Genomic DNA, 25697 nt, shown 5'->3' on the forward strand with positions numbered 1-25697 from the left:
AGCAAACCAGGAGTCGGTTTCAAGGCAGAACTTTTATATACTGTGACCTTCTGTTTGACTCTCTCGCATGAACGCTTCCCTTCTCTCCCGCCCAGGCCGTTGCGCACAGTGCCAGCGGCCATTGGCTCGCTGCTTGTGTCCCTTGATTCCCTCGCTAGAAGCGGCGTGCCCGGTTCTGATTTTGCAGCATCCGTCCGAAGCGCGGCATGCGCTCAATACCGCACGTCTGGCGTATTTGGGATTGAAAGGGACAGAGTTATGGGTGGGGGAGCAGTTTGAAGAGCTGGGGGCGCGTCTGGCACAGGCGCATCGCCCTGTCTTGCTGTTTCCGGGGCCGCAAGCCAAGGTAGCGGGTTCAACAGGCCCAGAAGAAAAACCGGATTTGATCGTGGTGCCCGATGGCACCTGGCGCAAGGCGCGCTTGATTTTGCATCGTAATCCGGTCTTGCAAACCCTGCCGTATTGGATGCTGCCTGACGGGGAAGCGTCACGCTACAGGCTGCGTAAAGCGCCCGACCCTCAGGCCGTGTCTACCTTGGAAGCGATTGTCCGGTTGATGCAGATTATGGAGCCAGAGCGAGATTTCAGGCCTTTGTTACGGCCTTTCGAGCAGTTGATCGAAGAGCAGATCCAGGCCATGGGCCTGGATACCTATCAGCGTAACTATCCTACTTCCAGATGAAGTTCAGCTCACGGGACTGACCGTCCACAATGCTGGCCTGGCGCTCCTGGGTTTGACCCTGGTACGTGGCAAACACCTTGTAATTGCCGGGCGCAAGGCGAATCAGGCAGTAGGGGCCATCGATCAGACTGTTCAGCACAGTTTGGTCGCCGCTGTTGCGGATGACCAGTTGTACGTCGGAAATATAGCCGACGCGCTCGCCCTGATGCGCCGAGAAGTTGACGGATAAGGGGAAGGTGCCGCGCACCATGCGGAATAACTGGGCTTCATCGCTGCCTATTCCGCCGCTAATGTATTCGGTTGATCCGTAGTACTGGCTGGGCGGCAGTTCCTGGGAATGCGCGATGGGACTGCTCAATAAGGCCAGCGACATGGCAATGCCGATCAAAGAAAGACGAGGACTCATGAGATTTCCTTGCTTGAAGTGGGAAGACTAAGCGGGCCATTAGTGGCTCTGTTGCTGTTATGAGAGGGGGCAGGCTGGCTGTCAGGATGAAAGCTGGGCCATAAAAAAGGCCAGTCATGCTGACGGATGGGTTCAGCGAGCGAGTTGAAACTGCGTTCACGTAGCATCCCGTGCCCATGCTGATGAATAGTAATGACGGTGGTGCAGCGGGTGCCGTAATCGGGGCTGACAATAAACGGGCTGCTTAACAAGCGTTCGTGCTCAAGGCTCAGACCGGTTTGGGGCAAGTCACTGTCGGCGGCCACTTCTTGATTGCGCAAGCCCTGGAACAAACCTTCTACCGCTTGCGGCGAGCCATCAAAATGCTGCGCCTGCAGAGTTTCTTTCAGGAACAGGCTTTTGGGCCAAGGCGTATTGAGCCAGGCATTGCTTAGAATATGCACGCCCGGTTCCAGCCGATGCGGACGGCCGCTGGGGTGGCGATTGCTGTAATAGCCCAGACGTAACGGTTGTTGTGTGTCAGGCCACTCCAGAACAAAGAGATTGAAGCCTGCGTAGTCAGCCCCTTCCCGGGCTAACTGTTCCAGATACTCGGCGGGACTGCGCTCATCGACCAGGAACTGAGGAATCAGCTCGCCACGCGAACGGTGCTTGCGGTTTTTGCTGCCCGGCACTTCGCGGTAATTGGTTAGCAGGGCCAGACGTCCACGGCTTTGCGTCAGGCCCAGCCAAGTACCTCCGGCTTGCAGGTCTCGACCCGCCAGAATCTGGGACTCGTTTTGCCAGGGCTGAGCCGGCTGGCTGGGGCGAGCATGATATTCGTCGCGATTGGTGGCAATAATCAGCGGCCAATCCGCATTCACTCCGACGGCGATATAAGCGATGCACATGTGCCGATTGTAGGATGGCTATGCAGGCTTTGGTAGCCAAAGTACCGCCAAGTTTCGCTTTTCTTCTCGGTATTTGAAAGGGCCGTCAAGAGGGTGCGTAGTCTTGTGCCAGGCGCACGACGGTGACACCGGGGCGTAGCTGGCGTAGTGACGGCATGACCAGCGTGCAATGATCGTAAGGCGTCAGCAAGGGCTGGTCATCGGCTTGCCCAAACTGGGTGCCTGCTTTGGCCAAGGTTTCCAGGCCTTGCCAGTTTTGGCTGAAACTGACGTTCATGGAAGGGGCGACAACGGCATGGGTAACTTGCAAAATGCGCTGCTGATCGGGCGAGGCTCGACGCCAGTCCGCAGGCAAATCCTCTTCTTGCACAATCTCGGAGGCGATCAGAAAGCGGGCAATCAGGTCCAATGCGATAGCAGGTGTATCTGGATCACCATGAAAGCCGCACTCCAATAATAAGGAGCGGGTCTCATCGGCATTTGGGTCAGAAAAACGGCCGTAATCGCGCATGCGTACGCCGTCCTTGTGGCCCGTATCCACAATGACATGCTCGGGGGCGCTCAGGGTTTGCGCCAGCTCGATATTGCGCGCCAAGGTGCCGGTCAATAACAAGGGGGCACTGGGTTCATGCATGGAGTGCAGATCCAGCAACCAGTCGGCTTGTTCCAGCCAAGGCAAGATGGCCCGTGCGCGTCGTTGTTCTTGTGTCTGTGTTTGCGACAGCTTTTGATCGCTCCAAACGCGGTTCATGTCTTCGTCCACGTAGCGGCTGGCGTCGTGCTGCGCAGGGTCAAAGCGATCAAAGGCGTCCAGATTGCAAAAGGCCAGAATCAGTTTGCCGCGACGTGGCTGCATGCCGCTGGCTAGCACGGCTTTCAAGGCCCAGGCGCCGCACAGCTCGTTGCCATGGATCAGGGCGCTGATCATGACGGTACGGCCTGCCTTGCCCGAATCCAGACACCACAGGCCAGGAACACCGGTATTGCCCTGACGCTCTTTTTGAATGTCAGGCAAAGAAAGAGAAAATTGCATGGTGAAGACTCCAGCGCCCCGGCTGTCAGCCAGGGCGCATGTGTTTTATTCGGCCTGCAGTTTGGCCAACTCGACCAGACGGGCGTATTTGTCGACCTCTTTGGCCTGAAACTCGGCCGCGTTCATGCCGGGGGCGTAGAGCGTGGCTCCATTTGACTGCATCTTCTCTTGCAAGGTGGGCGATTGCAGACTGCTGTCCAGGGCTTGACGCAAGGTGCTGGTGACGGACTCGGGCAAATCCTTGGGGCCATACAAGCCAAACCAGACGTTGATATCGACCTTTTCAAAGCCGGGGGTATCGGCCAGCGGCGGGATTTCCGGGGCGGCTGGAGAAGCTTTGGTTTCGGTAATGCCCAAAGGCACAATGGCACCGGCGCGAGCTTGTTGCAAACCTGATGACAGTACAAGGTAAGCCGTATCCAATTGCCCGCTCATCAAATCCGATACCAGAGGAGGTACGCCGCGATAGGGCACGTGCATGGCGGTGGTGCCGGTCGAAGCGTTCACCATTTCACCGGCCAGGTGCAAGGTCGTACCGACGCCCGAGGAGCCAAAACTGAAGGCTTCCGGTTCGGCAGCGCGCAGCTTTTGGGCATAATCTGCGGCAGAACGAATGCCGGATTTTGTGGAGGCAGCCAGCAACAAGGGTTGGGACGCAATCATGCCAATAGGCGTGAAATCTTGTTGTCCGTTGTAACGTACGGCTTTATTGATCATGCCCGCAATGATCATCTCGTTGGTGGAACCGAGCAGCAAGGTATAGCCGTCGGCAGCGGCCCGTTGTACGCGCTGGGCACCAATGGTGCCGCCGGCACCGCCCGCATTTTCCACGACGACACTTTGACCCAGGCGGCTGCTGAGTTCTTCAGCCAGCAGGCGCGCGGTCAAGTCCACACTGCCGCCAGCGGGGTAGCCCACGACCAGAGTCAGGGGGCGCGCAGGATAAGTGTCGGCATGGCTGACCGAGGCTTGCAGCAGGCTGCAGGCGCCCAGAATGCCAAGAACCAAGCTGCGCTTGGAAAAGGAAAAAGACATGATGTGCTCCCCGTTCGATGGATAGGTTTCCGAGCAGCGGCCAGGGCGGCGCTGCGGGCCTGTATATCCTTAGTTATGAACGGCTATTGTGTTCGTTGCTGTTATTTGTGATGTGCTATTAAGGCACATGACCGTGCTTTTTCGATTGGCTGAAAGATCAACGACCCTGCTGGGTAAAAGCCCAGACAGACTCGGCCAGCGCCGAGAGCGGAGCCCGGGAGCGGTACAGGCGCACCTCAAAGGTAATTTCATCGCCTTTGCCGCCCAATTGCACCAAGGTGCCGCGACGACATTCATTGGCAATCATGGACAAGGGCAACCAGGCGACCCCCATGCCTTTGAGCACCGAACCCATTGCGGTATCCAGCGAGTCGCAACGTACCGTGCTGACCAAGGGGTAGGCAAAATGATGCAGCTTGTCACCCAGAATACGGGCCATGGCCAAGCCGCCCGAATACGAGATCAATGGGATGCTGCGCCCGCTATCGGCATTGAGGTCATACAAAGGCATGCCGTTTTTGCGTCGCTGACAGGTGGGCACGAGCTTGTCAGTGGCAATGGTCATGTAGGTCACTTGCTCGGCCAGTAGCTCAATCGATAAGGCCGGGTGTTCATAACAACACAGGAAGTCTGTTTTGCCTTGGGCGAGCAGCTTGGCCATATCGGCCATCATGCCGGTGCTGATGTCGATGGGCACATGGGCCGACAAAGGCGCATGGCTACCTTTTTGCAGGCGGCTGACCCAGTCGGTGACCAGGGTACGCGCCAGGCTGCGGCCAGTGGCAATTCGTAAACTGCCATGCTCGGCCTGATCCGACGCCTGCAATTGCCGACGGACACGGTTTAATTGTTCCAGCACTTGGTTGGCGGTGTTGTAGAACACCTGTCCTTCCGGTGTCAGCGTAACGGGCAAGCTGCTGCGCTCGACCAAAGGCGTTCCTACCCATGCTTCCAAGGCCCGAATGCGGCGCCCAAATGCCGGATGCGTGACGTGGCGCTGTTCTGCCGCTCGAACAAAACTGCCCGCACGAGCCAGGGTCACGAAGTCTTCAAGCAGTTTGAGTTGGGACACGAAGAGCCGTCTTAAAGCATGGCCAGTCCGTTGGACTTTTCAACCAGATTGCGGATCCGTACGGCGTCACCAATACGCGAGTAACGACCCGTGGAATTCAGCAGCACAATAGCCACTTCACGATCTTCGATCTTGGTCAGCATGACCAGACATTCCCCCGCTTCGTTGATGAAGCCGGTTTTGGAAACTTGAATATCCCAGTTGGCGTTCTTCACCAAACGATTGGTGTTGTTGAATACCAGTTGGCGGCCGCGCACAGGCTGGACGGAATACTGATCGTTCGTGGTGTACTGCTGGATACGGTCATGTTGACTGGTGGCGGTCAGTAATTTGACCAGGTCACGCGGGCTGGCCACGTTGTCGCTGGATAAGCCGGTAGGTTCCACAAAACGTGTGTTGCGCATACCCAAAGCGCGTGCCTTGTCATTCATGGCGCGCACAAAAGCAGGCAGACCGCCAGGGTAGCTGCGGCCCAAGGCATGGGCAGCCCGGTTTTCCGAGGACATCAATGCCAAGTGCATCATGTCGGCCCGGTTCAGTTTGGAGCCAACGCGAAGACGCGAGCTGGAGTGTTTGACGCGGTCCACATCTTCGTCGATGATCTCCAGCATTTCATCCATAGGCAGACCGGATTCAGCCACGACCAGGGCCGTCATCAGCTTGGTAATGGACGCAATGGGCCGAACAGCGTCGCTGTTTTTTTGATACAGCACGGTGGACGACTCCAGATCTTGTACAAAGGCAATCTCCGAACGCAGGGCGGCGTGCTGGATGAGAGCGTCGTGTTTGAGGGCATTGAGCGCACGGCGGCTATCATTTTCGCTATAGCTGATGGGTTGCAGGTTTTTTTCAAAAACCAGATGCGGTACGTTGTAGCTGATGGCCGTGCTGGCGTCATTCAATGCGGATGGTTCGGCCAGCGCCAGCGTCTGCGCGACAGACAACATCGAAAATGGCGCTAACAATAAAGCGCATAATGCAGGTCGAATGAGTTTTTTTGTTCTGGTTTGAGGCATTTTTCAGTTCCCGGTCGGCGAGAAACAGAAGGGCGGATAGAATTTGTGCGTTTATGCTACCAGAAAAAATCTTCTTTATATTAGTATCTTACGACCCAAAGTTAAAAAAAATTTAAGATGTTTGCGCCGTATCATTAAGAAACTTATTTTATCTGTATAAAAAAACAGTCCATGTCTTTATTGAAATCCCCAAACGCCCAAAAACCTGTTTTTATAAACAGGTTTTATAAGTTTTGTCTTATTTTTTTAATCGTAGGAAGTACTCCCGCAATGGGGCACAAGGCGTCGCTAGCCTGGGATGGGGAGCAACTTAGCGAGGCCATCACAACCAGCTCTCCCCGTACTCAGCAACACTTTATGCCTCCAGAGTCCATACGTTCGCAGGCCCGTGCGCTTGGCAAGGTGGAGCTCAGCTACGACCATAACGGCCGGGCCATTCTGAAAAGTCGCCTGTGTTTGCAAGGTGGAGCCTGTGTGGACATGAACGGTTCGGTTCTTAGCACCAGAGCCTTTGCTGGTCAGGATGCGCGTCATGGCTTTGTGTTGGAGCATGAAGTCTGGAGTTGGGCGGGCAGCACCGAGGCGGTTCGAGTGCGGGCATCGATTCGGGTGAATTACCAGCGCTAGCTTTACGCGCCCGCGCCGCTTCCCAATAAACGATTTAATTTCATTTGGGTTTGATCTATCTCAAGGTGCGAGCCTAAAGAAACCCGCGGTACTGCCGATATGTAGTTCTGATGCCCATCGGGCCATAACCAGGACTTGTGCATGAACCCCTCTACTCTGATCGGCATCGTAGCCAGCGTGCTGCTGTTTGCCGTGATCTTGTTTTTTACGGCAGAAAACCCCGCCTTGTTTGTGGACCTGCCCAGCTTAGCTGTTGTGCTGGTAGGTACGTTGGCGGCGACGTTTATCAGCTACCCGTTAAGCGAAGTTGTCCGTATTTTTGGCCTGATCGGGACGGTGCTGCGTAACGAACGCCTGTACACCCAACAGGATATGGATGAGCTGATCAATATTTCCCGTTTGTGGATGATGGGTGATATTCGTGCCGTTGAAGAGGCGCTGGAAAAAGTAGCCAATCCGTTTTTGAAAACCGGTGTTCAACTGGTCATTGACCGAGCTCCCCAAGAAGATATTGAAGATCTTTTGCAATGGCGCATCAGCCGTTTGCGTGCCCGTGAGCATGCAGAAGCGCAACTGTTCCGTTTGATGGCCAGCTTCGCGCCTGCTTTCGGCATGGTCGGTACGCTGATTGGTCTGGTTAATTTGATGTTCTTGCTGGGCGATGGCGACATTACCTCTATTGGTCAGCAAATGGCCCTGGCCTTGATGACCACGTTTTACGGTGTGCTGCTCTCCAATCTGGTGTTCAAGCCTGTGGCCGTGAAGCTGGAGCGTCGTACCGAGCAGCGCGTGGTTTTGATGAACATGATCATGCAAGGGGTATCCATGATGAGCCAGCGCCGTGGCCCGGCTTTGATGCGCGAAACACTCAATTCCTTCATGGCCCAGTATCAGGACGAGATCAATGACCGGGGTGGCCGCGACGATGACGCGGACCCGGCTCCGGAGCGAGGTTGATCCCATGGGAAACATGGAGCAGGACCTGACCCTGGGTGAACTGGCTGACCGTCAGAAAGCCTTGCAAAAAGAGCTGGAGCAAGCCCGGGGAGCCAAGATCGAACAGCAACTGGCCGGCAATCTGGGCAGCCGCCGTCGCAGCCGCCCCTGGAATGATCCGGGGCTGGCCGTACCCGAGGAGGAAGAGGCCTGGCTGACCACTTATCTGGACATGATGACCTTGTTGCTGGTCTTGATGATTGTGATGCTGTCCTTTGCAGGCAAGCGGGTACAAACGGCGGCGCAGGGGCAAGGGCAGGGAGGTGCGACGGTCGTTGCACAAGCAGGCAAAGACGGAGCCGGTTTGTTGCCCGCAGGCGCGGGCCTGTTTCCCGAGTCCGGCCTGGGTGAGGGGCAAGGCAAAGGCAATCACGGTCTGGATCTGGATGGCTTGGGTGACAACATTGATGTGGTCATGAACGATCAGTCTGTGAGCTTCCGTATCAACAGCGAGATTCTGTTCAACTCGGGCGGTGCGGATCTGGGCTTGGAGGGCTTGACGGTGCTACGTCAATTGGCTGAAGTATTGCAAAAATCCACCCACCCGATTGTGATTGAAGGCCATACGGATTCGGTGCCCATTCGCAGCTATCGCTACCCTTCCAACTGGGAACTGTCCGGTGCACGTGCGGGCAGTGTGGTGCGTTACATGGAAGCCAATGGCATTGGCAGCCAGCGCCTGAGCGCGGTCGGTTATGCCGATACACGCCCCTTGGGGGACAATGCGACACAGCAAGGACGCGCAACGAATCGACGGGTTGAAATCATTGTGCAAACTCCTCAAATACAGCCTGAAAGTCCCGTCCAATAAGCCTTTACAACAAAACCCCGGTTTGCGACTGACAAACCGGGGTTTTTGTTTTGAACTTGAATCCAGTGTGTTCGGATTTAGTCCAGAACACGTGTGGAGGAGGCCAGGGTGCCCAAATCGAACTTGGGCAGATGGCGACGCAGAGGCATGATTAACACGCTGATCAGCACCGGCACAATGGCGGCCAGCAAGAAGGATTCCAGCAAGTAATCCATCGGGCCATTGGGGCGTGGGAACACGGCCAGACCGGCCACCAGGCCGCCCAGGGTGCTAAGGGTGGCGGTAAAGCCATCGTAGCGGCGGCTATACAAACCAAAGAACACGGGGAAAGCGGCTGCCGAACACAGCAAGTCTGCCAGCAGGAACAGGTACAGCACACTGAAACCTTGCGAGGACGCGTACAGCACAGGGATGGAGCAAACCCAGATCAGGGACCGCGCCAGACTCATCATTTGAGCGGTATTGCGATGGGGCATGATCCGGCCCAGATCCACCGCAATCAGGCTGGAAACAGCACTGATGGCGGTATCGGCACTGCTCATGACCAAGGACAGGCCCAAAGGAATCAGCAGTACCAGAAACCAGACCGGTACGTGCGGCAAAATAACGTTGAACAAGGCGACGGAGCTGTCACCGGTGGAGCCCAGGCCCACAAAGGCCAGACCAAATAAACCCATCAAAAAGATGAAAGGGGCGACAAACAGGCCACCGAGCAAAAAACCGCGACGCATGGACTGCGTGTCTTTGGCGGCATAGATGCGCTGCCAGTTGCCCTGGTGAAACAGGCCGGTCAGCAAGATGGCCACAAAGAAGGTCAGCCCGGCCTTGATACCGACCGGGTCGCCAAGCTCGATCAGGCGCGGCGCCTCCAGCTTCACGCTGTCAAACAATTGCACCGGTCCCCCTACGGCTTGCCAGCCAAACATGATGATCAGAAACAGCATGGGCAGGATTACAAGCATCTGTACCTTGTCGGTAAAGATGGACGCGCGCAGTCCGCCATAAGACGTGTAGATCAGCGTGGCCAGCAGCACAATACTGGCGGTGACCCACAGGGGGATAGGGGCGATCAAGGTAATCATCTTGGACATGGCGGTGATTTCAGCCGTCATGGAGATGAACATGTAAAACAACATGATGAGCAGGGTCAGCGCATACATAGGGCGACCGTAGCGGGCAATGACAAACTCGCTCAGGCTGTGGCCGCGTGGCAGCAGTTCGCGCATGCGTTTGCCCAGCGGAATCATGGCCAGGCGGGGCGACATGGAACCGAGGGCATAGCCGATGACGGCGCTCAATCCTCCCCAGGTGGCAGCCTGCGCGGGTGAGAACAGGATCCATGCGCCCAGCGAAGAAGCCAATAAAGTCAGAATGGTAGCGACGGAACTTTGACTATTGCGAGCCACCACAAAGTCTTCAAGAGAATTTTTGTAGTGGCGGGCGTATAGCACCCCGGCCAGAGCAAAAGCCGCAGAAAAAACGATCAGCCACAGGAGGGTGGCGGTTTGGTCCAGCATGAGATCTCCCCAAAAACCTGTTTGAACAGGCACAAACCGGCCAAGCTGGCGGGATGCCAGGGCAGGGCGCAGAAAAATGGAGGGATTGAAATGGGGCGTGTGAGCTGATGAATGCACCGCACAGACAAGAGCGGGCAGGCTGCCAGGCCGCGTTTCCTTTCCCTTCGCCGGCATGATCCGGATCAGGTTCTAAGGGTTACCGCTTGAATGCGGAGTCTCAGCCCGTTAAGGACTCCCCCAGGAACAGGTTCAAAGAGTAGGAGAGCTTCTTTCAAATGTCAATGATACGGTCTAGGCCAATTTATGCTATGGTCTGGCTGCGGCACGGGGTGTCCTTCTTGGAAAGGGCTGAGATAAAACCCGTCGAACCTGATCCAGCTCATACTGGCGAAGGGATGTCCGAATCCATAGACCTGCGTCTGAACCGGGCCGACATCCTCGCCGAATTCTTGCAAGGAGTCTCATGTCTGTGGAACACGTCTCGGAACTCTCCCAACAACTTGTTCTGGTCACCGGCGGCGCACGCGGCCTGGGGGCTTGCCTGGTACGTGCGTTTGCGCGTCAGGGCGCGAAAGTTGTCATCAATTACCTGAAAAGTGAAGCAGCCGCTCAGGCGCTGGCGGATGAGTTCCCGCAGCAATGTCTGGCCGTGCAAGCGGACGTGACGGATGCGACGGCGGTGCAAGCTTTGTTTGCCAAGGCCCAGGCGCATTTTGGCCAGCCTATCACTACGGTCGTCAATAACGCTTTGCCTGAATTTTCTTTCAACGGCGATGCTCGTCCCCATGCCGATACGCTGACGTGGTCGCAACTGAACCAGCAACTGGAAGGCATTGTGGGCGGTGCCTTGAACACCACACAGGCGGCATTGCCTGGTATGAAGCAAGCGGGCTTTGGTCGCATCATCAATATCGGTACGAACCTGTTCCAGAACCCTGTTGTGCCCTATCACGATTACACGGCCGCCAAGGCGGCGTTGTTGTCCATGACGCGTACCTTGTCGCACGATCTGGGGCCCGATCAGATTACTGTGAACATGATTTCTGGCGGTTTGCTGCGTACAACCGATGCGTCCGCGGCTACGCCCGAGGCCGTGTTTGACTTGATTGCGGCCAGCACACCGTTGCGCCGTGTGACTACGCCTGAGGAGTTCGCCGATGCCGCTTTGTTCTTTGCCGGTCCGTGGGCTCGGGCAGTCACTGGGCAGAATTTGGTGGTGGACGGTGGATTGGTGAAAAACGGATGAGGCAGCTGCACTTCAATTTATTCATTATGGGCTGCGGGCATCACAAAGCAGCCTGGCGTCATCCCGATTCGCAGGTAGAACGCCTCGGCGATGTCCGGTTTTACGAAGAACTGACCCAGATCGCCGAGCGTGGCAAGCTGGACGCCATATTCTTTGCCGATGGCCAATCCAGCGATAACGTGTCTGACGGTCCGCGCTGGTTTTTGGAACCCTTGACCATGATGGCCGCCCTGGCGCGAGCCACCGAGCGTATCGGCCTGATCAGCACCGTTTCCAGCACTTTCTACACGCCTTTTGTGGCAGCGCGCATGTTGTGCTCCCTGGATCATGTGTCCAAGGGACGGATGGGCTGGAACGTGGTGACATCCATGTTTGATTCGGAAGCACGTAATCACGGCTACGAAGCCATGCCCGACCATGCCTGGCGCTATGCACGGGCTGAAGAGTTTGTTGAGACTTCGCTGAAGCTGTTCGACTCCTGGAGCGACAGTGCCTTGGTGATGGACAGGCAGGGCGATTATGCCAAGGTAGATCAGGTGCGTCAGATCCTGCATAAGGGCGATCACTTCCTGGTCGATGGGCCCTTGACCTTGCCGCGCTCACCACAAGGACAGCCTGTTCTGTTTCAGGCCGGTGCCTCTGAGCAGGGCCGGGATTTGGCCGCGCGCAAAGCTGAAGCGATTTATGCCGTGGCGTATGACTTGCCCTCGGCCCAATCCTATTACCGCGACATCAAACGACGCGTGCGGGAAACGGGGCGGGGCGTGGATGTGCCCGTGATGCCAGGCCTGGTGACCTATGTGGGCTCTACCATGGAAGAGGCGCGTCGCAAACAGCAGGAACTGGATGAGCTCTTGCCCGCCGAGACGTCCTTGCGCCAGTTGGGTATGTTCGTCGGTCAGGATTGCATGGGCTGGGAACTGGATGCGCCGGTACCGCCACTGCCTCCTTTGGAGAGCTTCAAGGGCCCCAAAGGGCGTTATGCCACCATGCTGCGCATTGTTGAAATAGAAAAACCAACGGTTCGTCAATTGCTGGGTCGTATTGCTGCCGGTGGTGGTCATTGCACCATGGTCGGAACGCCAGAATCCATTGCTGATCAGATTGAGCAATGGTGGCGCAATGAAGGCGCGGATGGTTTTAACCTGATGCCGCCTTCCTTGCCCAATGGTATTCGAGACTTTGTTGAGCAGGTGATACCTGTTCTGCAAAAACGCGGCCTGTTCCGCCATGATTATGAGCACAGCACTTTGCGTGGACACCTGGGGCTGGAGCGTCCTGCAGCCTGACCTTGGGATGAGAAAAAAGCGGGCATTTCCATCGCTGGATTTGTCCGCTTTTTCCCTAGGGGGAAGGGGCTACGAAGCTCCTGAAGTTTGCTATCCTTAATGCTTTAATTGTCGCCTGCTTAACGAGCAGCGAGCTGTATAGGGATCGCACTATGAAAACCGCCGTTGTCACCGGGGCCTCCTCAGGGTTTGGGGCCGCTCTTGCTCGTAAATTGGTGTCTGAAGGGCACACCGTGCTGGGTCTGGCGCGCCGTCAGGACAAGCTGGATGCCCTGGCCGCCGAGCTGGGCGAGCGGTTTGTACCGGTCAGCGTGGATTTGACCGATCGTGCGCGTGCTGAGGCAGTGTTGGCGGATCTGACGGCTCGTTATCCCCATATCGACGTGCTGATCAATAACGCCGGTTTGGCGCTAGGCGTGGACAAGGCGCAAGACGCCAAGATGGATCAGTGGGATACCATGGTGGCTACCAATATCAGCGCGTTGCTGCATATTACGCACGCTTTGCTGCCAGGTATGGTCAAGCAGAACAAGGGCCATATCATCAATCTGGGCTCGACGGCGGGCGAATACGCTTACGCCGGCGGCAATGTGTACGGCGCTACCAAGGCATTTGTGCATCATCTGGGCCTGAATCTGCGTGCCGACCTGTCGGGTACGGCAGTGCGTGTCTCTACTGTGGCTCCTGGCCTGTGTTCCGGCACGGACTTCTCCGCCGTGCGTTTGGGCGATAAAGACAAAGCCGCTGCGCTTTACCAGAACGTGGATGCGCTGACGCCTGAGGATATCGCCAACACCATTACCTGGATCATGAATGCGCCTGCCCATATGAACGTCAACTACATCGAGTTGATGCCTGTGGCGCAAAGTTTTGCCGGCTTAAGTGTGCATCGCCAGGCTTGAGCTTGGCGACTGGGCTTGGGTCTGGCTTGATTAGACTTGGGCTCCGGTCTTACACTGCACACGTCTTCAGGGCGGGGTGAAATTCCCCACCGGCGGTAAGGGATTCGTTCCCCAGCCCGCGAGCGATCTCCCCCTGGGAAAGATCAGCAGATCAGGTGCAAAGCCTGGGCCGACGGTCAGAGTCCGGATGAAAGAAGATGAAGCCTCGCTGCCTTGTGATCAAGGGTGATCAAGGCAGCGAGGTGTTTTATTGCTGCCCGGAGGACGCATTGTTTAATCAAGGATGCGTTCAAATGAAAAATCTGAAAATCTCCCCTGCATTAGCCACTGGTCTTTTGCATGAATGTTGCGAAGGAGTGTGCTGATGTATACCGGAATTGTTAAAGCGGTTCGTCCTCTTACCGCGGTCAAGGCCGAGCTGGGCCGTACCGAGTTTGAAATCGATTTCACCGATGAGCTGCTGGTGGATCTGCAACTGGGTGCCAGTGTCAGCGTGGAAGGCACCTGCCTGAGCGTAACCAGTATCAGCGGCCCTAAAGTCACTTTTGATGCGATTCCTGTCACGCTGGAGCGCACGAATCTGGGCACGCTTAAAACAGGTGATCTGGTCAATATCGAGCGATCGGCCAAGCTGAACGAGGAAATAGGCGGCCATGTGATGGCTGGCCATATCGCAACGACCGCAGAGGTGCTTGAATTGAGCATTACCGAGGCGGGTAACCGTCTGCGTTTCCGTGTACCAGAAGAGTGGGCGAAGTACGTGTTCCCACGCGGTTTTCTGGGCGTTAATGGCTGCAGCTTGACCGTGGCGGATGTGGAGGATGGCATTGTGACCATCAACCTGATCCCCGAAACCTTGCGCCAGACAACGTTCTCCCGCTACAAGGTGGGCGATCGCCTTAATATCGAGGTGGACCAACAGACGGTGGTATTAGTCGATGTGCTGGAGCGTACGGTGGCCGGTACCTTGTCGCGTGTGATGCCTGGTTTGAAAAACTGAACAAGGCTCGAGACCATATCAGTAAAAAGAAGGGCTGCTGGCCGATTAAGGCTGACAGCCCTTTTTTACTGCCTTGCGCTCCTTGTATGGAGCGGTCGTGCCTAGGGTATTGAGCACAAAATCAGCGCGCTTTTGGACTGTTGTCTTGGGAAGAATGCTCACTTGGTAGCCCAACAAAGGGTAGATACGCGTCAAGCGTTCGTACTCATGCAAAGCCGCGTTGATATCATGCCGGCGTTCCGGGTCCTGCTTATAAATCTGTGGCCAGGGCGGCGTTAAAAACACCCGAGGATGGTAGGGGTAAGCGCGACTGACCGCCTCCAGCAAGGGATGGCCTCTTAATTCTTGTAACGCGGCTGCCGCATCAATCAGGCCACGATCAAAAAACACCCACGAACCATCTTGAGCTGCGGTCACGTAGTCTGTTTGGGCAATCTTGAGCGCCTCTTGCAGAAAGGCCTCCAGATCCAGCCAGGGTAGAGCAGAGCCTTGGATGGCCAACTGTTCCTGAACAATACGTCGCCCAGGCTCTTGAATCACGGTATGCCCACGTTTTTGGAGCTCGGCTAACAAAGTGGACTTACCACCGCCGGAGCAACCTGAAATAAGGACGAAAGAATGCATAAAGAAATGCAGATCAATAAAAGAAAATAAGAACCTGGAAAAGCTGGGGCGAACCCCGAAACTACGAAGAAGGGAAGAAGGGAAGAAGGGAAGAAGGGAAGAAGGGAAGAAGGGAAGAAGGCTTAGTTTAAGGCAGGGATGGGAAATGATGAACCCCGATCCCCTTGTGGGTGTACACAAACATCTAACCCGCCTATCTTCAAGGCATCCAACAAAGAAGATAAAATGCAATTAACGGAAAAGAATTCCAAACATTGAAAAAAAGTATCCAACAAAAAGAGGGGCGATTTTGGGAGAAAACCGCATGGTAATACAGCCGGATAAAACCCACAGCCGCACAGTCTGATGACTTCTGTTCGGGTTTCCGTCTTTTTTGGTCTTGCCGTGTTCGGAAATCCGAACAGAAGGGAGCGTATTGTCAGTGTCTCTACAATCAGTGCACAAAAAATGACTTGTTTTTCAATAGGCTAGTGCAATCCGCTGTTGTTGGCACAGTTGTTGCTTTTAACTCCGGTACAACAACCCCAATTTTTGGGGCCCTACATAAAAACGGAGAGATGACATGACTGATTGCACCGCAACGGCTCACACGCGCCTGGAAAAAGACTTGCTAGGAACTCGGCCCGTACCTGACTCGGTGTATTTTGGCGTTCACACCCTGCGAGCCGTTGAAAACTTCGATATTACGGCGACACCTATTTCAAACTATCCCGATTTGATTCGTGCCCTGGCACAGATCAAAGCATCCGCCGCGCAGGCCAACCACGCGCTGGGAGCATTGGATGCCGTCAAGAAAGAAGCGATTGTGCAGGCATGCCGAGAAATTGAGTCCGGCCAGCATCACGACCATTTTGTGGTGGATGTGATCCAAGGTGGTGCGGGAACCTCTACCAATATGAATGCGAACGAGGTGATCGCTAACCGTGCGCTGGAGATTTTGGGTCATGAGCGAGGGCAATACGCTTTTCTTCACCCCAATGAGGATGTCAATCTGGGGCAGTCGACCAATGATGTATACCCCACCGCCTTGAAGCTAGCTGCCTATCAGGGCGCTGCCCGTTTATTGACCGCCTTGGAGTACTTGCAGCAAGCGTTCGAGAGCAAAGCTCACGCTTTCAAAGAGCTATTGAAAATGGGGCGAACACAACTGCAAGAAGCGGTCCCTATGACCCTGGGGCAAGAGTTTGCAGTTTACGCCGGCATGATTGCCAAAGATCGCCATTGCCTGACCGAGGCCATGCAAGAGCTGTGTGAAATCAATCTGGGTGCGACCGCGATTGGCACGGGTATCAATACCCATCCTCGCTATGCCAAACTGGTCACGCGTCAATTGTCCTCAAACACGGGGATCAGCCTGCGCAGCGCCCCCAATCTGATCTTGGCCACCCAGGACTGCAGCGCTTTTGTGCAATTGTCCAGCGCGTTGAAACGGATTGCCGTCACACTGTCCAAGACCTGCAACGACCTGCGTCTACTATCGAGCGGCCCACGCGCTGGCATTGGCGAGATCAATTTGCCACCACGCCAAGCGGGCTCCTCCATCATGCCGGGTAAAGTCAATCCCGTCATTCCGGAAGCGGTCAGCCAGATTGCCTTTGAAGTCTTTGGCAATGATGTGACTGTCTCCTTTGCGGCCGAAGCAGGACAGCTTCAGCTCAACGCGTTTGAACCCATTATTGCGCACAGCCTCTACAAGAGCCTGCGTCACCTGCAACGCGGATGCATGATTCTGGCCGACTACTGCGTGGAAGCGATCACCGCCAATCCTCAGCGCCTGGCAGACAGTGTCAGCCAATCTATCGGATTGGTTACGGCGCTTAATCCGTTCATTGGCTACGCCGCAGCCACCGACATTGCCAAGCAGGCGCATGAAATCGGCAAAGGGGTGGCCGAGCTGATTCTGGAGCAGGGCTTGTTAAGTGCGAACGAGCTGGCTCAGGCCTTGCGGCCTGAACTGCTGATCGCGCCACGCACCTTGAACGAATTTGAGCAAACTCTTTAATTAAAAAAAACTGACAGGCCCGCGCACGGACCGACAAGGGAGATAAACATATGAAGCTGAATAAGCAAACCACATGGATTCTGATTGCCATGGCATTGGGTGTGGTGGTGGGGTATATCTGCCACAAAATGGCCGATACCCCTGAACAGGCTCATGCTATTGCCAGCTACTTTGGCATGGTGACGGATATGTTTTTGCGCTTGATCAAAATGATCATTGCGCCGCTGATTTTCGCCACGCTGGTTGCCGGTATGGCCAGCATGGATGATGCAGCGACTGTTGGCCGTATCGGTGGCCGTGCCGTGGGCTGGTTCCTGTTGGCGTCGCTGGTATCGCTGACGGTAGGGCTGATTTTTGCCAATATTTTTCAGCCTGGCGCTAATGTCGGCATTCCCTTGCCGGCTGAATCCGCGCACTTGGGAGTGGATACCTCGGCACTGAACCTGAAAACGTTTTTGACTCACGTTGTGCCACGTAACTTTTTTGAGTCCATGTCCAAGAACGAGATTTTGCAAATCCTGGTGTTCTCGGTATTTTTTGGACTGGCCTTGGGGAAAGTGCGTGGCAATCCCCAGGCAAACACCCTCGCACAAACTATCGAGGGCGCTGTGCCGGTGATGCTGACGGTAACCAACTGCGTCATGTACTTTGCGCCACTGGGGGTGTTTGCAGCCGTGGCCAATATCATCACGACGGAAGGGCTGGGTATTTTGGCGGTCTATGGCAAGTTTCTGGGCAGTTTTTATGCCACCTTGGTGGTGTTGTGGTTGATTTTGCTTGCTGCCGGATTTCTGGTGCTCAAGGGTCGGGTATTCACGCTGTTCAAAGAAATCCGTCAACCCATGTTGCTGGGTTTTTCCACCGCCTCCAGTGAAGCGGCCTATCCGCGTCTGATGGAAAAGCTGGAAGTGTTTGGTGTACGCAAGCGCGTTATCGGCTTTGTCCTGCCGCTGGGCTACTCCTTTAACCTGGATGGCTCCATGATCTACACCGCTTTTGCCGCTTTGTTTATCTCACAGGCGTATGACGTGCCGCTGACCTTGCAACAGCAGATTATTATGCTGCTGGTGTTGATGATCTCCAGCAAAGGTATCGCCGGTGTGCCACGCTCCGCGCTAGTCGTGGTGGCCGCGGTTTTACCGATGTTTGGTCTGCCTGAGGCTGGTGTACTATTGATCATGGGCATTGATCACTTTCTGGACATGGGCCGCACCGCGACAAATGTATTGGGTAACGGCATTGCCACAGCCGTTGTCGCTAAATGGGAAGGTGCCATCGATGCGCCCGACGAGGCGGACAGCAGGGCGGCAGGCTCATCGCAGCCCCGGCCCGAGGAGGCAGCCCCGGCAAGCTCAGCGCCTGTCATTGCCTGACACCCCTCCTGTCTGGGTAGCGGCTGTTTACTACAATCCCGTGTCAGTGGCCGCTACGTTTTTATGCATTTGCTCCGATTTTTTCGTCTTCAGAAAGTCTTGCTGTTGCTGACATTGATTGTGTCACTGGCTGCCATAGCGGGCATGGTGGCTTACCGTGTTGGCGAAGCGCTTGGACTGGCCAGTTTGCAGGACTCAGCGCGACAGCGTCTGAATTTGTATGCGTTGACATTGCGTCACGAAGTCGAGAAGTACGAGTATTTACCCAAGATGCTGGAGCTGGATCAAGCGGTGGTGGGGCTGCTGGAGCGTGGCACCCAGTCCTCGCTTGAGGTCAGCCGTCATCTGGAGCGCTTGAACGAGCGCGCCAAGACCCGCGTGATTTACATCCTTGGACGCCAGGGGCACGTTCTGGCGACCAGCAACTGGCAACAGGCCGACAGTTATCTGGGGGAAGACCTCTCTTATCGCCATTATTTTTCCGAGGCACGCCAAGGGCGGCCCGGTTTCTTCTTTGGCGTTGGAACCACTCGGGGCGAGGCAGGCTATTACATCTCCGCACCCATCTCGCTGGCAGGGCATGTCATGGGGGTGGCCGTCATCAAGGTGGACCTGGATCGTTTACAGGATTCCTGGACCCATGCACAAGCGCCGGTGATCGTTTCCGATCACTATGGTGTGGCGATCTTGTCCTCCGTACCCGCCTGGAAATTTACGGCAAATCAGCCCCTGACTGAAGATGTGCAGCAGTACCTGCGCGAGACTCGCCAGTACAACGGTTTACCGATTGCGCCACTGGATCTGCTGACCCAAAAAGTGCTGAGCCGAGATGCGCAATTAGTGTCTTGGTCTGGGACCGGGACAGAGTCGGAGACAGAGGATCAGGTTCGCGGACTTTTTCTGGCTCAGACACTTCCGTTTGGTGCTAACGGCTGGATTTTGACGCTGTTTTTGCCCACCGATCTGGTCTATTCCATGGCTCGCCTGTACGCAGGCCTGGCCGCCTTGGGGATCATGTCCTTTTTTGTGATGTTGATCAGTTGGTATTTGCGCCGGCAGCAACAGCGTGATCGGGCTCTTGCACGCTTGCAACTGGAGCGGGCCCATGCTCAGCTTGAACGCAAAGTGGAGGAGCGTACCCGCACGTTGGAAGAGACTCAGGCCGGCTTGATTCACGCAGGCAAACTGGCCGTCATTGGACAATTGTCTACTGGCCTGGCCCACGAGCTCAATCAACCCTTGACTGCGCTGCGTACCTTATCAGGGAACACCATCCGCTTCATGGAGCGCGGCGACCTGGATACGGTGCGCGCCAATTTGAAGCGCATCAATGATTTGGTGGACAGCATGGGCGCACTGACCTCACAACTCAAGCAATTTGCTCGCAAATCGCCCGGTCATTCGGGGCTGGCAGATTTGAACGCCATCATCGATCATGCCTTGCTGATCCTGGAACCCTCTATTCACCAACACCGCGCAACGATACATGTGCAATTGGCTGACGATGCGGGCAGGGTGCTGTGCAATCCCAACCGCCTTGAACAAGTCATTGTTAATTTACTGAGCAATGCGATTGATGCCGCGTCTACGCAAAACGCTCATCCCGTCGTTCAGATCAGCAGCCAGCGGCAAGGCCAGCAGGTGGCGATCCGGGTTCATGATAATGGCCCGGGATTAAGCGAGGAGGTGCGTTTGCATTTATTCGAGCCGTTTTTCACCACCAAAGACAGTGGTACCGGACTGGGCCTGGGTTTGGCCATTTCGATGAGTATCATCCAACATTGTGGGGGTCGCTTGACGGCAGATAACTTGCCAAGCGGTGGCGCCGTATTCACGATTGTGCTTCCCTTTCCTGGAGCAGAAAAATGTACGACGCACTGACGGTTCTTATCGTTGAAGACGATGCCAATGTACGTCTGGGTTGTAGCCAAACCTTGCAGCTTGAAGGCATTCGGGTGGAGCAGGCCGAGAGCGCAGAACAGGCCTTGCGCCTGCTGCACAATGGCTGGCCAGGCATTGTCGTGTCCGATGTACGTTTGCCGGGCGCCGATGGCATGAGCTTGTTGCAGCAATTGCAACATGTAGACAGCGATTTGCCTGTGGTGCTGATTACCGGCCATGGCGATGTATCAATGGCCGTTCAGGCCATGAAAATGGGGGCCTATGATTTCATCGAAAAGCCCTTTTCGCCCGAACATTTTGTACAAGTCGTATCGCGCGCCTTGGATAGGCGCCAAATGAGCTTTGAAATCAAAACCTTGCAGTGTCGATTGCAAGACAAGCAATCCATTGAAGCCCGTGTGCTGGGCAACTCTTCGGTCATGTCCAAGGTGCGTGAACTGATCTGCAATCTGGGCAATAGTGCTGCCGATGTACTCATTTTTGGCGAAACCGGCACCGGAAAAGAGCTGGTGGCGCGCTGTCTTCACGAGGTGGGACACACCAGTGAGGGCAATTTTGTGGCCGTCAACTGCGGCGCACTGTCCGACAGTCTGTTTGACAGTCAAATGTTTGGTCATGAAGCAGGCGCTTTTACGGGCGCCGGCAAGCGGGTAATCGGCAAAATCGAACATGCACATCAGGGTACGCTGTTTCTGGATGAAATAGAGAGCATGCCGATGGCCATGCAGGTCAAACTATTGCGCGTCTTACAGGAACGAACGCTGGAGCGACTGGGTTCGAATCAATCCATCGCCATCAATTGCCGGGTGATTGCGGCCACGAAAGTCGATTTGCTGGCGCAGGCTGATCAAGGCCAGTTCCGTCACGACTTGTATTACCGCCTGAATATGGCCACCTTGCCCTTGCCCCCCTTGCGTGAACGGCGCGAGGATATTGGCCTGTTGTTTGAACATTTTGCTTTGTTGGCGGCGGCCCGACATGGCCGCCCGGCTCTGGAGCCGGACTCCGAGCGCCTGCAGGCCATGCTGGCCTGGCATTGGCCAGGCAATGTGCGCGAGCTGCGCAATTTTGCGGACCGTTGCGTGCTGGGAGTCAACAGCGCCTTGCCCGGTCAGCAAGCTGCGCCAGGAATGGTGCCGACCTCCCTGGTTCAAACGGTGGAAGCGGTCGAGCGTGCCTTGATCGTCGAGGCACTGAGACGACATCAACATAATTTGACCCGTGCCGGACAGGAGTTGGGCATCGCCAAAAGCACGCTGCACGATAAGATCCGTAAGTATGGTTTGTCAGCGTCCTAATGTCTTTCTCTTCGAGTTCCTGTTTGTGCCGATGGGGCCTGTCATTGTCAGGATAAGCAGCTCTTTGTCTGATTGATCTATGATCAGAGCTTTCGTCCTACTTTTTTATGGCGTTCTATCATGGAGCTGCGTCAGCTGCGGTATTTCTTGCGTGTAGTGGAGTTGGGCAGCATGGGTAAGGCCGCCCAGGACCTGGGTATTGTCACTTCGGCGCTCAGCCAGCAAATCAGCCGCCTGGAAGGGGAGTTATCGGTACGCCTGTTACAGCGCACATCGACAGGTGTGGTCCCTACCGCCGCCGGCTTGGCTTTTCGTCAAGAAGCTCAATTGGCGTTGAGACACACCGATAATGCCGTCCTGGCGGCGCAGGCCGCTCGGCTGTCTGGGCAGGTCACGGTAGGTCTGGCTCCGACCACCGGTTCGGTCCTGGCGGTCCCTTTTCTCAGTGCCATGAAGCAGCGCTATCCCGATGTGCGGGTGCATCTGATCGAAAGCTTATCGGGCAATCTGTCTCAAATGCTCAATCGACGCCAGATTGACTTAGGGGTGGTGTTCCATACGGCAGGGCATCACTCCTGGAGTGCGCAAGCTATTTTGGATGAACGCCTGTTTCTTATCATCCACCCCAATCAACGTCACTTGTTGCCTGAGGGGCACTCATTGACGCTGGGTGATATTGCCCATCTGCCACTTGTCATGCCCAGTGCCTCCCACGGCTTGCGTGCTTTGCTGAATGCCGAATTTTTCCGCGAAGGCACTGAGGCCAGTGTGGTGGTGGAGATTGACGGCCTGGCTTTGTTAATGGATGTGGTGTGCTCTGGCCACGCCGCAACGGTTCAACCTGGCGCGGCAGTAGTCCGTAATCACAATCAACGTTTGGTGAGCTTGCCTTTAGCGCATGAAACCCTCAAACGCCGCAACCTGATCGCCAGCTTATCCGACGAAGAATTAGCACCAGCGGGGCTGGCGGCCCGGATCGTGCTGGCCGATGTCATGCGCTCACTGGTGCAGCAATCACGCTGGCCAGGAGCCACGCTACTGTGAAACAGATACGTTTCCTCATAAAGCGGTAGCCCTTCACTCCGTTTGTTGCCCACCCGTTTTAGCCGTGCCCACGCCCATTTACGCTGGAGCGTGTTGTCGCGTTGCTTACTAGACGAGGTCGTCCTGTGCGCTTGGCCTTCACTTTTAGTGAACACCTATAGCCTTGGTCATACTGGCGTCGACAAGACCACATCCCTAAAGTAGACCCCGTTCCATATCGTGGCGAAACGCTTAAGCCACGAATAGCACACAGGAAACGGACAACAATGGTTGATGTACTTGTTATTGGAGGCGGCAACGCCGCATTGTGCGCAGCCCTCTCAGCCCGAGAGGCAGGGACACGTGTTCTTTTGCTGGAAGCTTCTCCCCGTGAGTGGCGAGGAGGCAATTCGCAACACACCCGTAATTTGCGTTGTATGCATGATGCGCCGCAAGATGTCCTGGTCGATGCTTATCCAGAGGAGGAATTCTGGCAAGACTTGCTCAAAGTGACAGCCGGAAAAACGAATGAGCATCTGGCCCGCTTAGTCATTCGCACGACGAGCACCTGTCGCAACTGGATGCGCAAGCACGGTGTCAACTTTCAGCCTCCGCTCTCAGGCGCCTTGCATGTGGCGCGCACCAATGCTTTTTTCATGGGTGGCGGTAAAGCCCTGATAAATGCCTATTACCGCAGTGCTCAAGCCCTGGGGGTGGACATTCGCTATAACGCACCTGTTGATCGGCTGGAAATAAAGGACGGTCAATTTGTAGCAGCGTGGTGCGGCGAACAACGTATCCAGGCACGAGTCTGCGTATTAGCGGCGGGCGGCTTTGAATCCAACCGTCAATGGTTACGGGAGGCCTGGGGACAAAACGAGCTTGGAGAGTGGCCTTCGGATAACTTCCTGATTCGTGGCACACGTTTTAATCAAGGCGTGTTATTGCGCCATATGATCGACGATCACAAAGCAGACCATATCGGCGACCCAACCCAGGCGCATATGGTGGCAATTGACGCACGAGCCCCGTTGTATGACGGGGGTATCTGCACCCGCATTGACTGCGTATCCCTAGGGGTCGTGGTTAACCGTCAAGCCAAGCGATTCTATGACGAAGGTGAAGATTTCTGGCCTAAACGTTACGCGATTTGGGGACGTTTGGTCGCCCAACAAGCGGGCCAAATTGCGTATTCGATCATAGACAGTAAGGCGATTGGTCGATTCATGCCCCCGGTTTTTCCTGGCCAAAAGGCTGAAACATTGCCCGAGCTGGCCCGCAAACTGGGTCTGGACGAGGTGGCGTTCCAGAAAACCCTGAATGATTACAACAAAGCCTGCCAGGTCGGGAAGTTTGATCACACATCGCTGGACGACTGTCACACCCAAGGTATTGCGCCTGCCAAAACGCACTGGGCCTTGCCGATTGATACCCCCCCGTTTTATGGCTATGCCTTGCGCCCAGGCGTGACATTTACCTACCTGAGCCTGCTCACCGACGAAACAGCTGCCGTACGTTTTGACAACAAACCTAGCCGCAATCTGTTTGTTGCCGGCGAGATGATGGCGGGCAATGTGTTGGGGCAAGGCTATACAGCAGGAGTGGGAATGTCGATTGGTACAACCTTTGGCTGCATTGCAGGCACACAGGCTGCACAGGCGGCCAGACAATGAAAACGCTGTTGCGCCCTGATCCCGAGACTCCCATGAAATCACTTCAAGCATTAATAAATGATGCATGCAACACCGAGTTGCACGCACACTCGCCCAGTCCCACGGTGCACCACACAAGGAATGAACAGGAGGTCGATCGCATCATGACGATCTGTAATGCCTGTCGTTACTGTGAGGGCTTTTGCGCGGTCTTTCCCGCGATGACACGCCGTTTGATGTTCGAGCCAGCGGACGTGCATTACCTGGCAAATTTATGCCATAACTGCGGGGCGTGCCTGCATGCTTGCCAATACGCACCGCCTCACGAATTTGCGGTCAATGTTCCGCAAGCGATGGCCAAGGTTCGTGCCCAAACCTATACCCAGTATGCCTGGCCAAAGAGGCTGGGCAAGCTCTACGAGCGCAACGGCTTGGTGATGTCGATTGCGTTGACCTTGGGGTTGGCCTTGTTCCTGATTTTGGCGTTGGCGCTCAACGGTACGCTCTGGGACGCAGCATTGGCTGGAGATTTTTACAATCTATTCCCGCATAACCTGTTGGTAGGCATGTTTGCGCCCGTGTTCCTGTTTGCGGTCTTTGCGTTAGGCAAAGGGGTGCATGGTTTTTGGGTAGAAATCACTCCGGTCACCAGTGGCGCACCTGTCAGCAGGACGGCTGCCGCCGAGGCGACCCATTCGGTGCTCAAGCTCAAGTACCTGGATGGGGGGCATGGGAAGGGATGCCATAACGAGGATGACGCCTACACCTTGTCGCGCCGCCGATTTCATCACCTGACCTTTTATGGCTTCATGCTGTGCTTTGCTGCAACCAGCCTGGGCACGATCTACCACTATCTATTCGATATGGTGGCTCCGTACGATTTCCCCAGTCTGCCCAAACTGCTGGGATCGGTGGGAGGGGTGAGCCTATGTATCGGCACGGCCGGCTTGGGCTATCTGAACGTGCGTCGCGACCCGGCACAGGGCGATCAGCAACAAAAGCCGATGGATCTGGGTTTTATTGCCTTGCTGTTTTTGATTAGCGCCAGCGGACTGGCCCTATGGCTGGCCCGTAGCACACCCGCGATGGGTTTGTTGTTGTGCTTGCATCTCGGAGCAGTGATGGCGCTTTTTGCCACCTTGCCTTATGGCAAGTTTGCACACGGTATTTTCCGCAGCGCATCGCTATTGCGCCATGCCATAGAGAAGCGGCAGCCAAACCCCATTCGTGCCGGTGGCGACTGACCCTGTCGGGTTTGAAGCCTCCCTTTTTTCATCGCAACCATACTTATAACGACCCAA

The 25697-nt window shown here is 55.5% G+C and carries 23 protein-coding genes and 3 riboswitches; of the genes, 15 read left to right on the forward strand and 8 right to left on the reverse strand.

From position 1 onward, the window contains the following. Nucleotides 1-67 precede the first annotated feature (67 nt). Entirely contained in the window at nt 68-682 is a 615-nt protein-coding gene (locus tag OKX01_RS08920; protein ID WP_094196638.1) for a tRNA-uridine aminocarboxypropyltransferase, read from the forward strand. Here the strand turns inward: OKX01_RS08920 and OKX01_RS08925 are convergent. From OKX01_RS08925 to pbpG, 6 genes are all read right to left on the reverse strand, one after another. Further along, nucleotides 669-1088, reverse strand: coding sequence for a carboxypeptidase-like regulatory domain-containing protein (locus tag OKX01_RS08925; protein WP_108727457.1), 420 nt, complete (start codon nt 1086-1088; stop codon nt 669-671). The genes OKX01_RS08920 and OKX01_RS08925 overlap by 14 nt on opposite strands. After that, nucleotides 1085-1978 (reverse strand): NRDE family protein, encoded by an 894-nt coding sequence (locus OKX01_RS08930; protein ID WP_108727458.1) that lies wholly within the window; start codon nt 1976-1978, stop codon nt 1085-1087. The genes OKX01_RS08925 and OKX01_RS08930 overlap by 4 nt, the downstream gene beginning before the upstream one ends. Nucleotides 1979-2063: 85 nt before the next feature. Then, on the reverse strand, nt 2064-3011 hold the full coding sequence (locus tag OKX01_RS08935; RefSeq protein ID WP_264672812.1) for a succinylglutamate desuccinylase/aspartoacylase family protein: 948 nt from the start codon (nt 3009-3011) through the stop codon (nt 2064-2066). A 45-nt stretch (nt 3012-3056) separates the two neighbouring features. Next, on the reverse strand, nt 3057-4046 hold the full coding sequence (locus tag OKX01_RS08940; RefSeq protein ID WP_094196642.1) for a Bug family tripartite tricarboxylate transporter substrate binding protein: 990 nt from the start codon (nt 4044-4046) through the stop codon (nt 3057-3059). A 157-nt stretch (nt 4047-4203) separates the two neighbouring features. Beyond that, a complete protein-coding gene (locus OKX01_RS08945) occupies nt 4204-5118 on the reverse strand; it encodes a LysR family transcriptional regulator (RefSeq protein ID WP_264672813.1) in 915 nt (304 codons plus the stop codon). 11 nt (nt 5119-5129) lie between these two features. Then, nucleotides 5130-6134: a D-alanyl-D-alanine endopeptidase gene (gene pbpG / locus OKX01_RS08950; protein WP_230018230.1), complete on the reverse strand. Its 1005-nt coding sequence runs from the start codon at nt 6132-6134 to the stop codon at nt 5130-5132. Nucleotides 6135-6404: 270 nt separating this feature from the next. Between pbpG and OKX01_RS08955 the strand changes: the two genes are divergently transcribed. From OKX01_RS08955 to OKX01_RS08965, 3 genes are all read left to right on the forward strand, one after another. Further along, the gene (locus tag OKX01_RS08955; protein ID WP_230018228.1) at nt 6405-6761 is read left to right on the forward strand and encodes a flagellar protein FlhE; all 357 of its coding nucleotides are present in this window, start codon (nt 6405-6407) and stop codon (nt 6759-6761) included. 141 nt (nt 6762-6902) lie between these two features. Then, complete coding sequence (locus tag OKX01_RS08960) at nt 6903-7718, forward strand: motility protein A (protein ID WP_009454185.1); 816 nt, start codon at nt 6903-6905, stop codon at nt 7716-7718. A 4-nt stretch (nt 7719-7722) separates the two neighbouring features. Next, a complete protein-coding gene (locus OKX01_RS08965) occupies nt 7723-8568 on the forward strand; it encodes a flagellar motor protein MotB (RefSeq protein WP_264672814.1) in 846 nt (281 codons plus the stop codon). A gap of 77 nt (nt 8569-8645) precedes the next feature. On the opposite strand, the gene OKX01_RS08970 is transcribed toward OKX01_RS08965, so the two are convergent. Then, nucleotides 8646-10085 (reverse strand): sodium:solute symporter family protein, encoded by a 1440-nt coding sequence (locus tag OKX01_RS08970; protein ID WP_108728706.1) that lies wholly within the window; start codon nt 10083-10085, stop codon nt 8646-8648. Nucleotides 10086-10226: 141 nt separating this feature from the next. Then, nucleotides 10227-10334, reverse strand: a riboswitch (TPP riboswitch). A gap of 66 nt (nt 10335-10400) precedes the next feature. Beyond that, a riboswitch (TPP riboswitch) is annotated at nt 10401-10498 on the forward strand. A 50-nt stretch (nt 10499-10548) separates the two neighbouring features. Here OKX01_RS08970 and OKX01_RS08975 point away from each other — a divergent pair. The 4 genes from OKX01_RS08975 to OKX01_RS08990 all read left to right on the forward strand — a co-directional run bounded on the left by OKX01_RS08975 (nt 10549) and on the right by OKX01_RS08990 (nt 14522). Continuing rightward, entirely contained in the window at nt 10549-11331 is a 783-nt protein-coding gene (locus OKX01_RS08975; RefSeq protein WP_121738899.1) for a 3-oxoacyl-ACP reductase, read from the forward strand. After that, entirely contained in the window at nt 11328-12620 is a 1293-nt protein-coding gene (locus OKX01_RS08980; RefSeq protein ID WP_264672815.1) for an LLM class flavin-dependent oxidoreductase, read from the forward strand. Before OKX01_RS08975 ends, OKX01_RS08980 begins: the two co-directional genes overlap by 4 nt. A 152-nt stretch (nt 12621-12772) precedes the next feature. Further along, nucleotides 12773-13522 carry an SDR family NAD(P)-dependent oxidoreductase gene (locus tag OKX01_RS08985; protein ID WP_121738901.1) on the forward strand — a complete coding sequence of 250 codons (750 nt, stop codon included), beginning with the start codon at nt 12773-12775 and terminating at the stop codon, nt 13520-13522. A 58-nt stretch (nt 13523-13580) separates the two neighbouring features. Further along, nucleotides 13581-13725, forward strand: a riboswitch (FMN riboswitch). 161 nt (nt 13726-13886) lie between these two features. Further along, entirely contained in the window at nt 13887-14522 is a 636-nt protein-coding gene (locus tag OKX01_RS08990; RefSeq protein ID WP_094196649.1) for a riboflavin synthase subunit alpha, read from the forward strand. A gap of 45 nt (nt 14523-14567) precedes the next feature. Here the strand turns inward: OKX01_RS08990 and OKX01_RS08995 are convergent, their stop codons facing one another. Beyond that, nucleotides 14568-15146: an AAA family ATPase gene (locus OKX01_RS08995; protein ID WP_094196650.1), complete on the reverse strand. Its 579-nt coding sequence runs from the start codon at nt 15144-15146 to the stop codon at nt 14568-14570. Between the two features lie 562 nt (nt 15147-15708). Between OKX01_RS08995 and OKX01_RS09000 the strand changes: the two genes are divergently transcribed. From OKX01_RS09000 to tcuB, 7 genes are all read left to right on the forward strand, one after another. Further along, nucleotides 15709-17148 (forward strand): aspartate ammonia-lyase, encoded by a 1440-nt coding sequence (locus OKX01_RS09000; protein ID WP_264672816.1) that lies wholly within the window; start codon nt 15709-15711, stop codon nt 17146-17148. A gap of 50 nt (nt 17149-17198) precedes the next feature. Further along, nucleotides 17199-18521, forward strand: a complete 1323-nt coding sequence (locus OKX01_RS09005) for a dicarboxylate/amino acid:cation symporter (protein ID WP_264672817.1) — start codon at nt 17199-17201, stop codon at nt 18519-18521. Between the two features lie 99 nt (nt 18522-18620). Continuing rightward, nucleotides 18621-20402, forward strand: a complete 1782-nt coding sequence (locus OKX01_RS09010; protein WP_264672818.1) for an ATP-binding protein — start codon at nt 18621-18623, stop codon at nt 20400-20402. After that, nucleotides 20387-21721: a sigma-54-dependent transcriptional regulator gene (locus OKX01_RS09015; RefSeq protein ID WP_108727467.1), complete on the forward strand. Its 1335-nt coding sequence runs from the start codon at nt 20387-20389 to the stop codon at nt 21719-21721. Before OKX01_RS09010 ends, OKX01_RS09015 begins: the two co-directional genes overlap by 16 nt. 120 nt (nt 21722-21841) lie before the next feature. Further along, entirely contained in the window at nt 21842-22765 is a 924-nt protein-coding gene (locus OKX01_RS09020; protein WP_264672819.1) for a LysR family transcriptional regulator, read from the forward strand. Nucleotides 22766-23031: 266 nt separating this feature from the next. Next, nucleotides 23032-24417, forward strand: coding sequence for an FAD-dependent tricarballylate dehydrogenase TcuA (gene tcuA / locus OKX01_RS09025; protein WP_264672820.1), 1386 nt, complete (start codon nt 23032-23034; stop codon nt 24415-24417). Nucleotides 24418-24449: 32 nt separating this feature from the next. Continuing rightward, nucleotides 24450-25640, forward strand: a complete 1191-nt coding sequence (gene tcuB / locus OKX01_RS09030) for a tricarballylate utilization 4Fe-4S protein TcuB (RefSeq protein WP_264672821.1) — start codon at nt 24450-24452, stop codon at nt 25638-25640. Nucleotides 25641-25697: the final 57 nt, after the last annotated feature.

Source organism: Alcaligenes sp. SMD-FA, assembly GCF_025960365.1.
Lineage (GTDB): Bacteria > Pseudomonadota > Gammaproteobacteria > Burkholderiales > Burkholderiaceae_B > Alcaligenes > Alcaligenes aquatilis.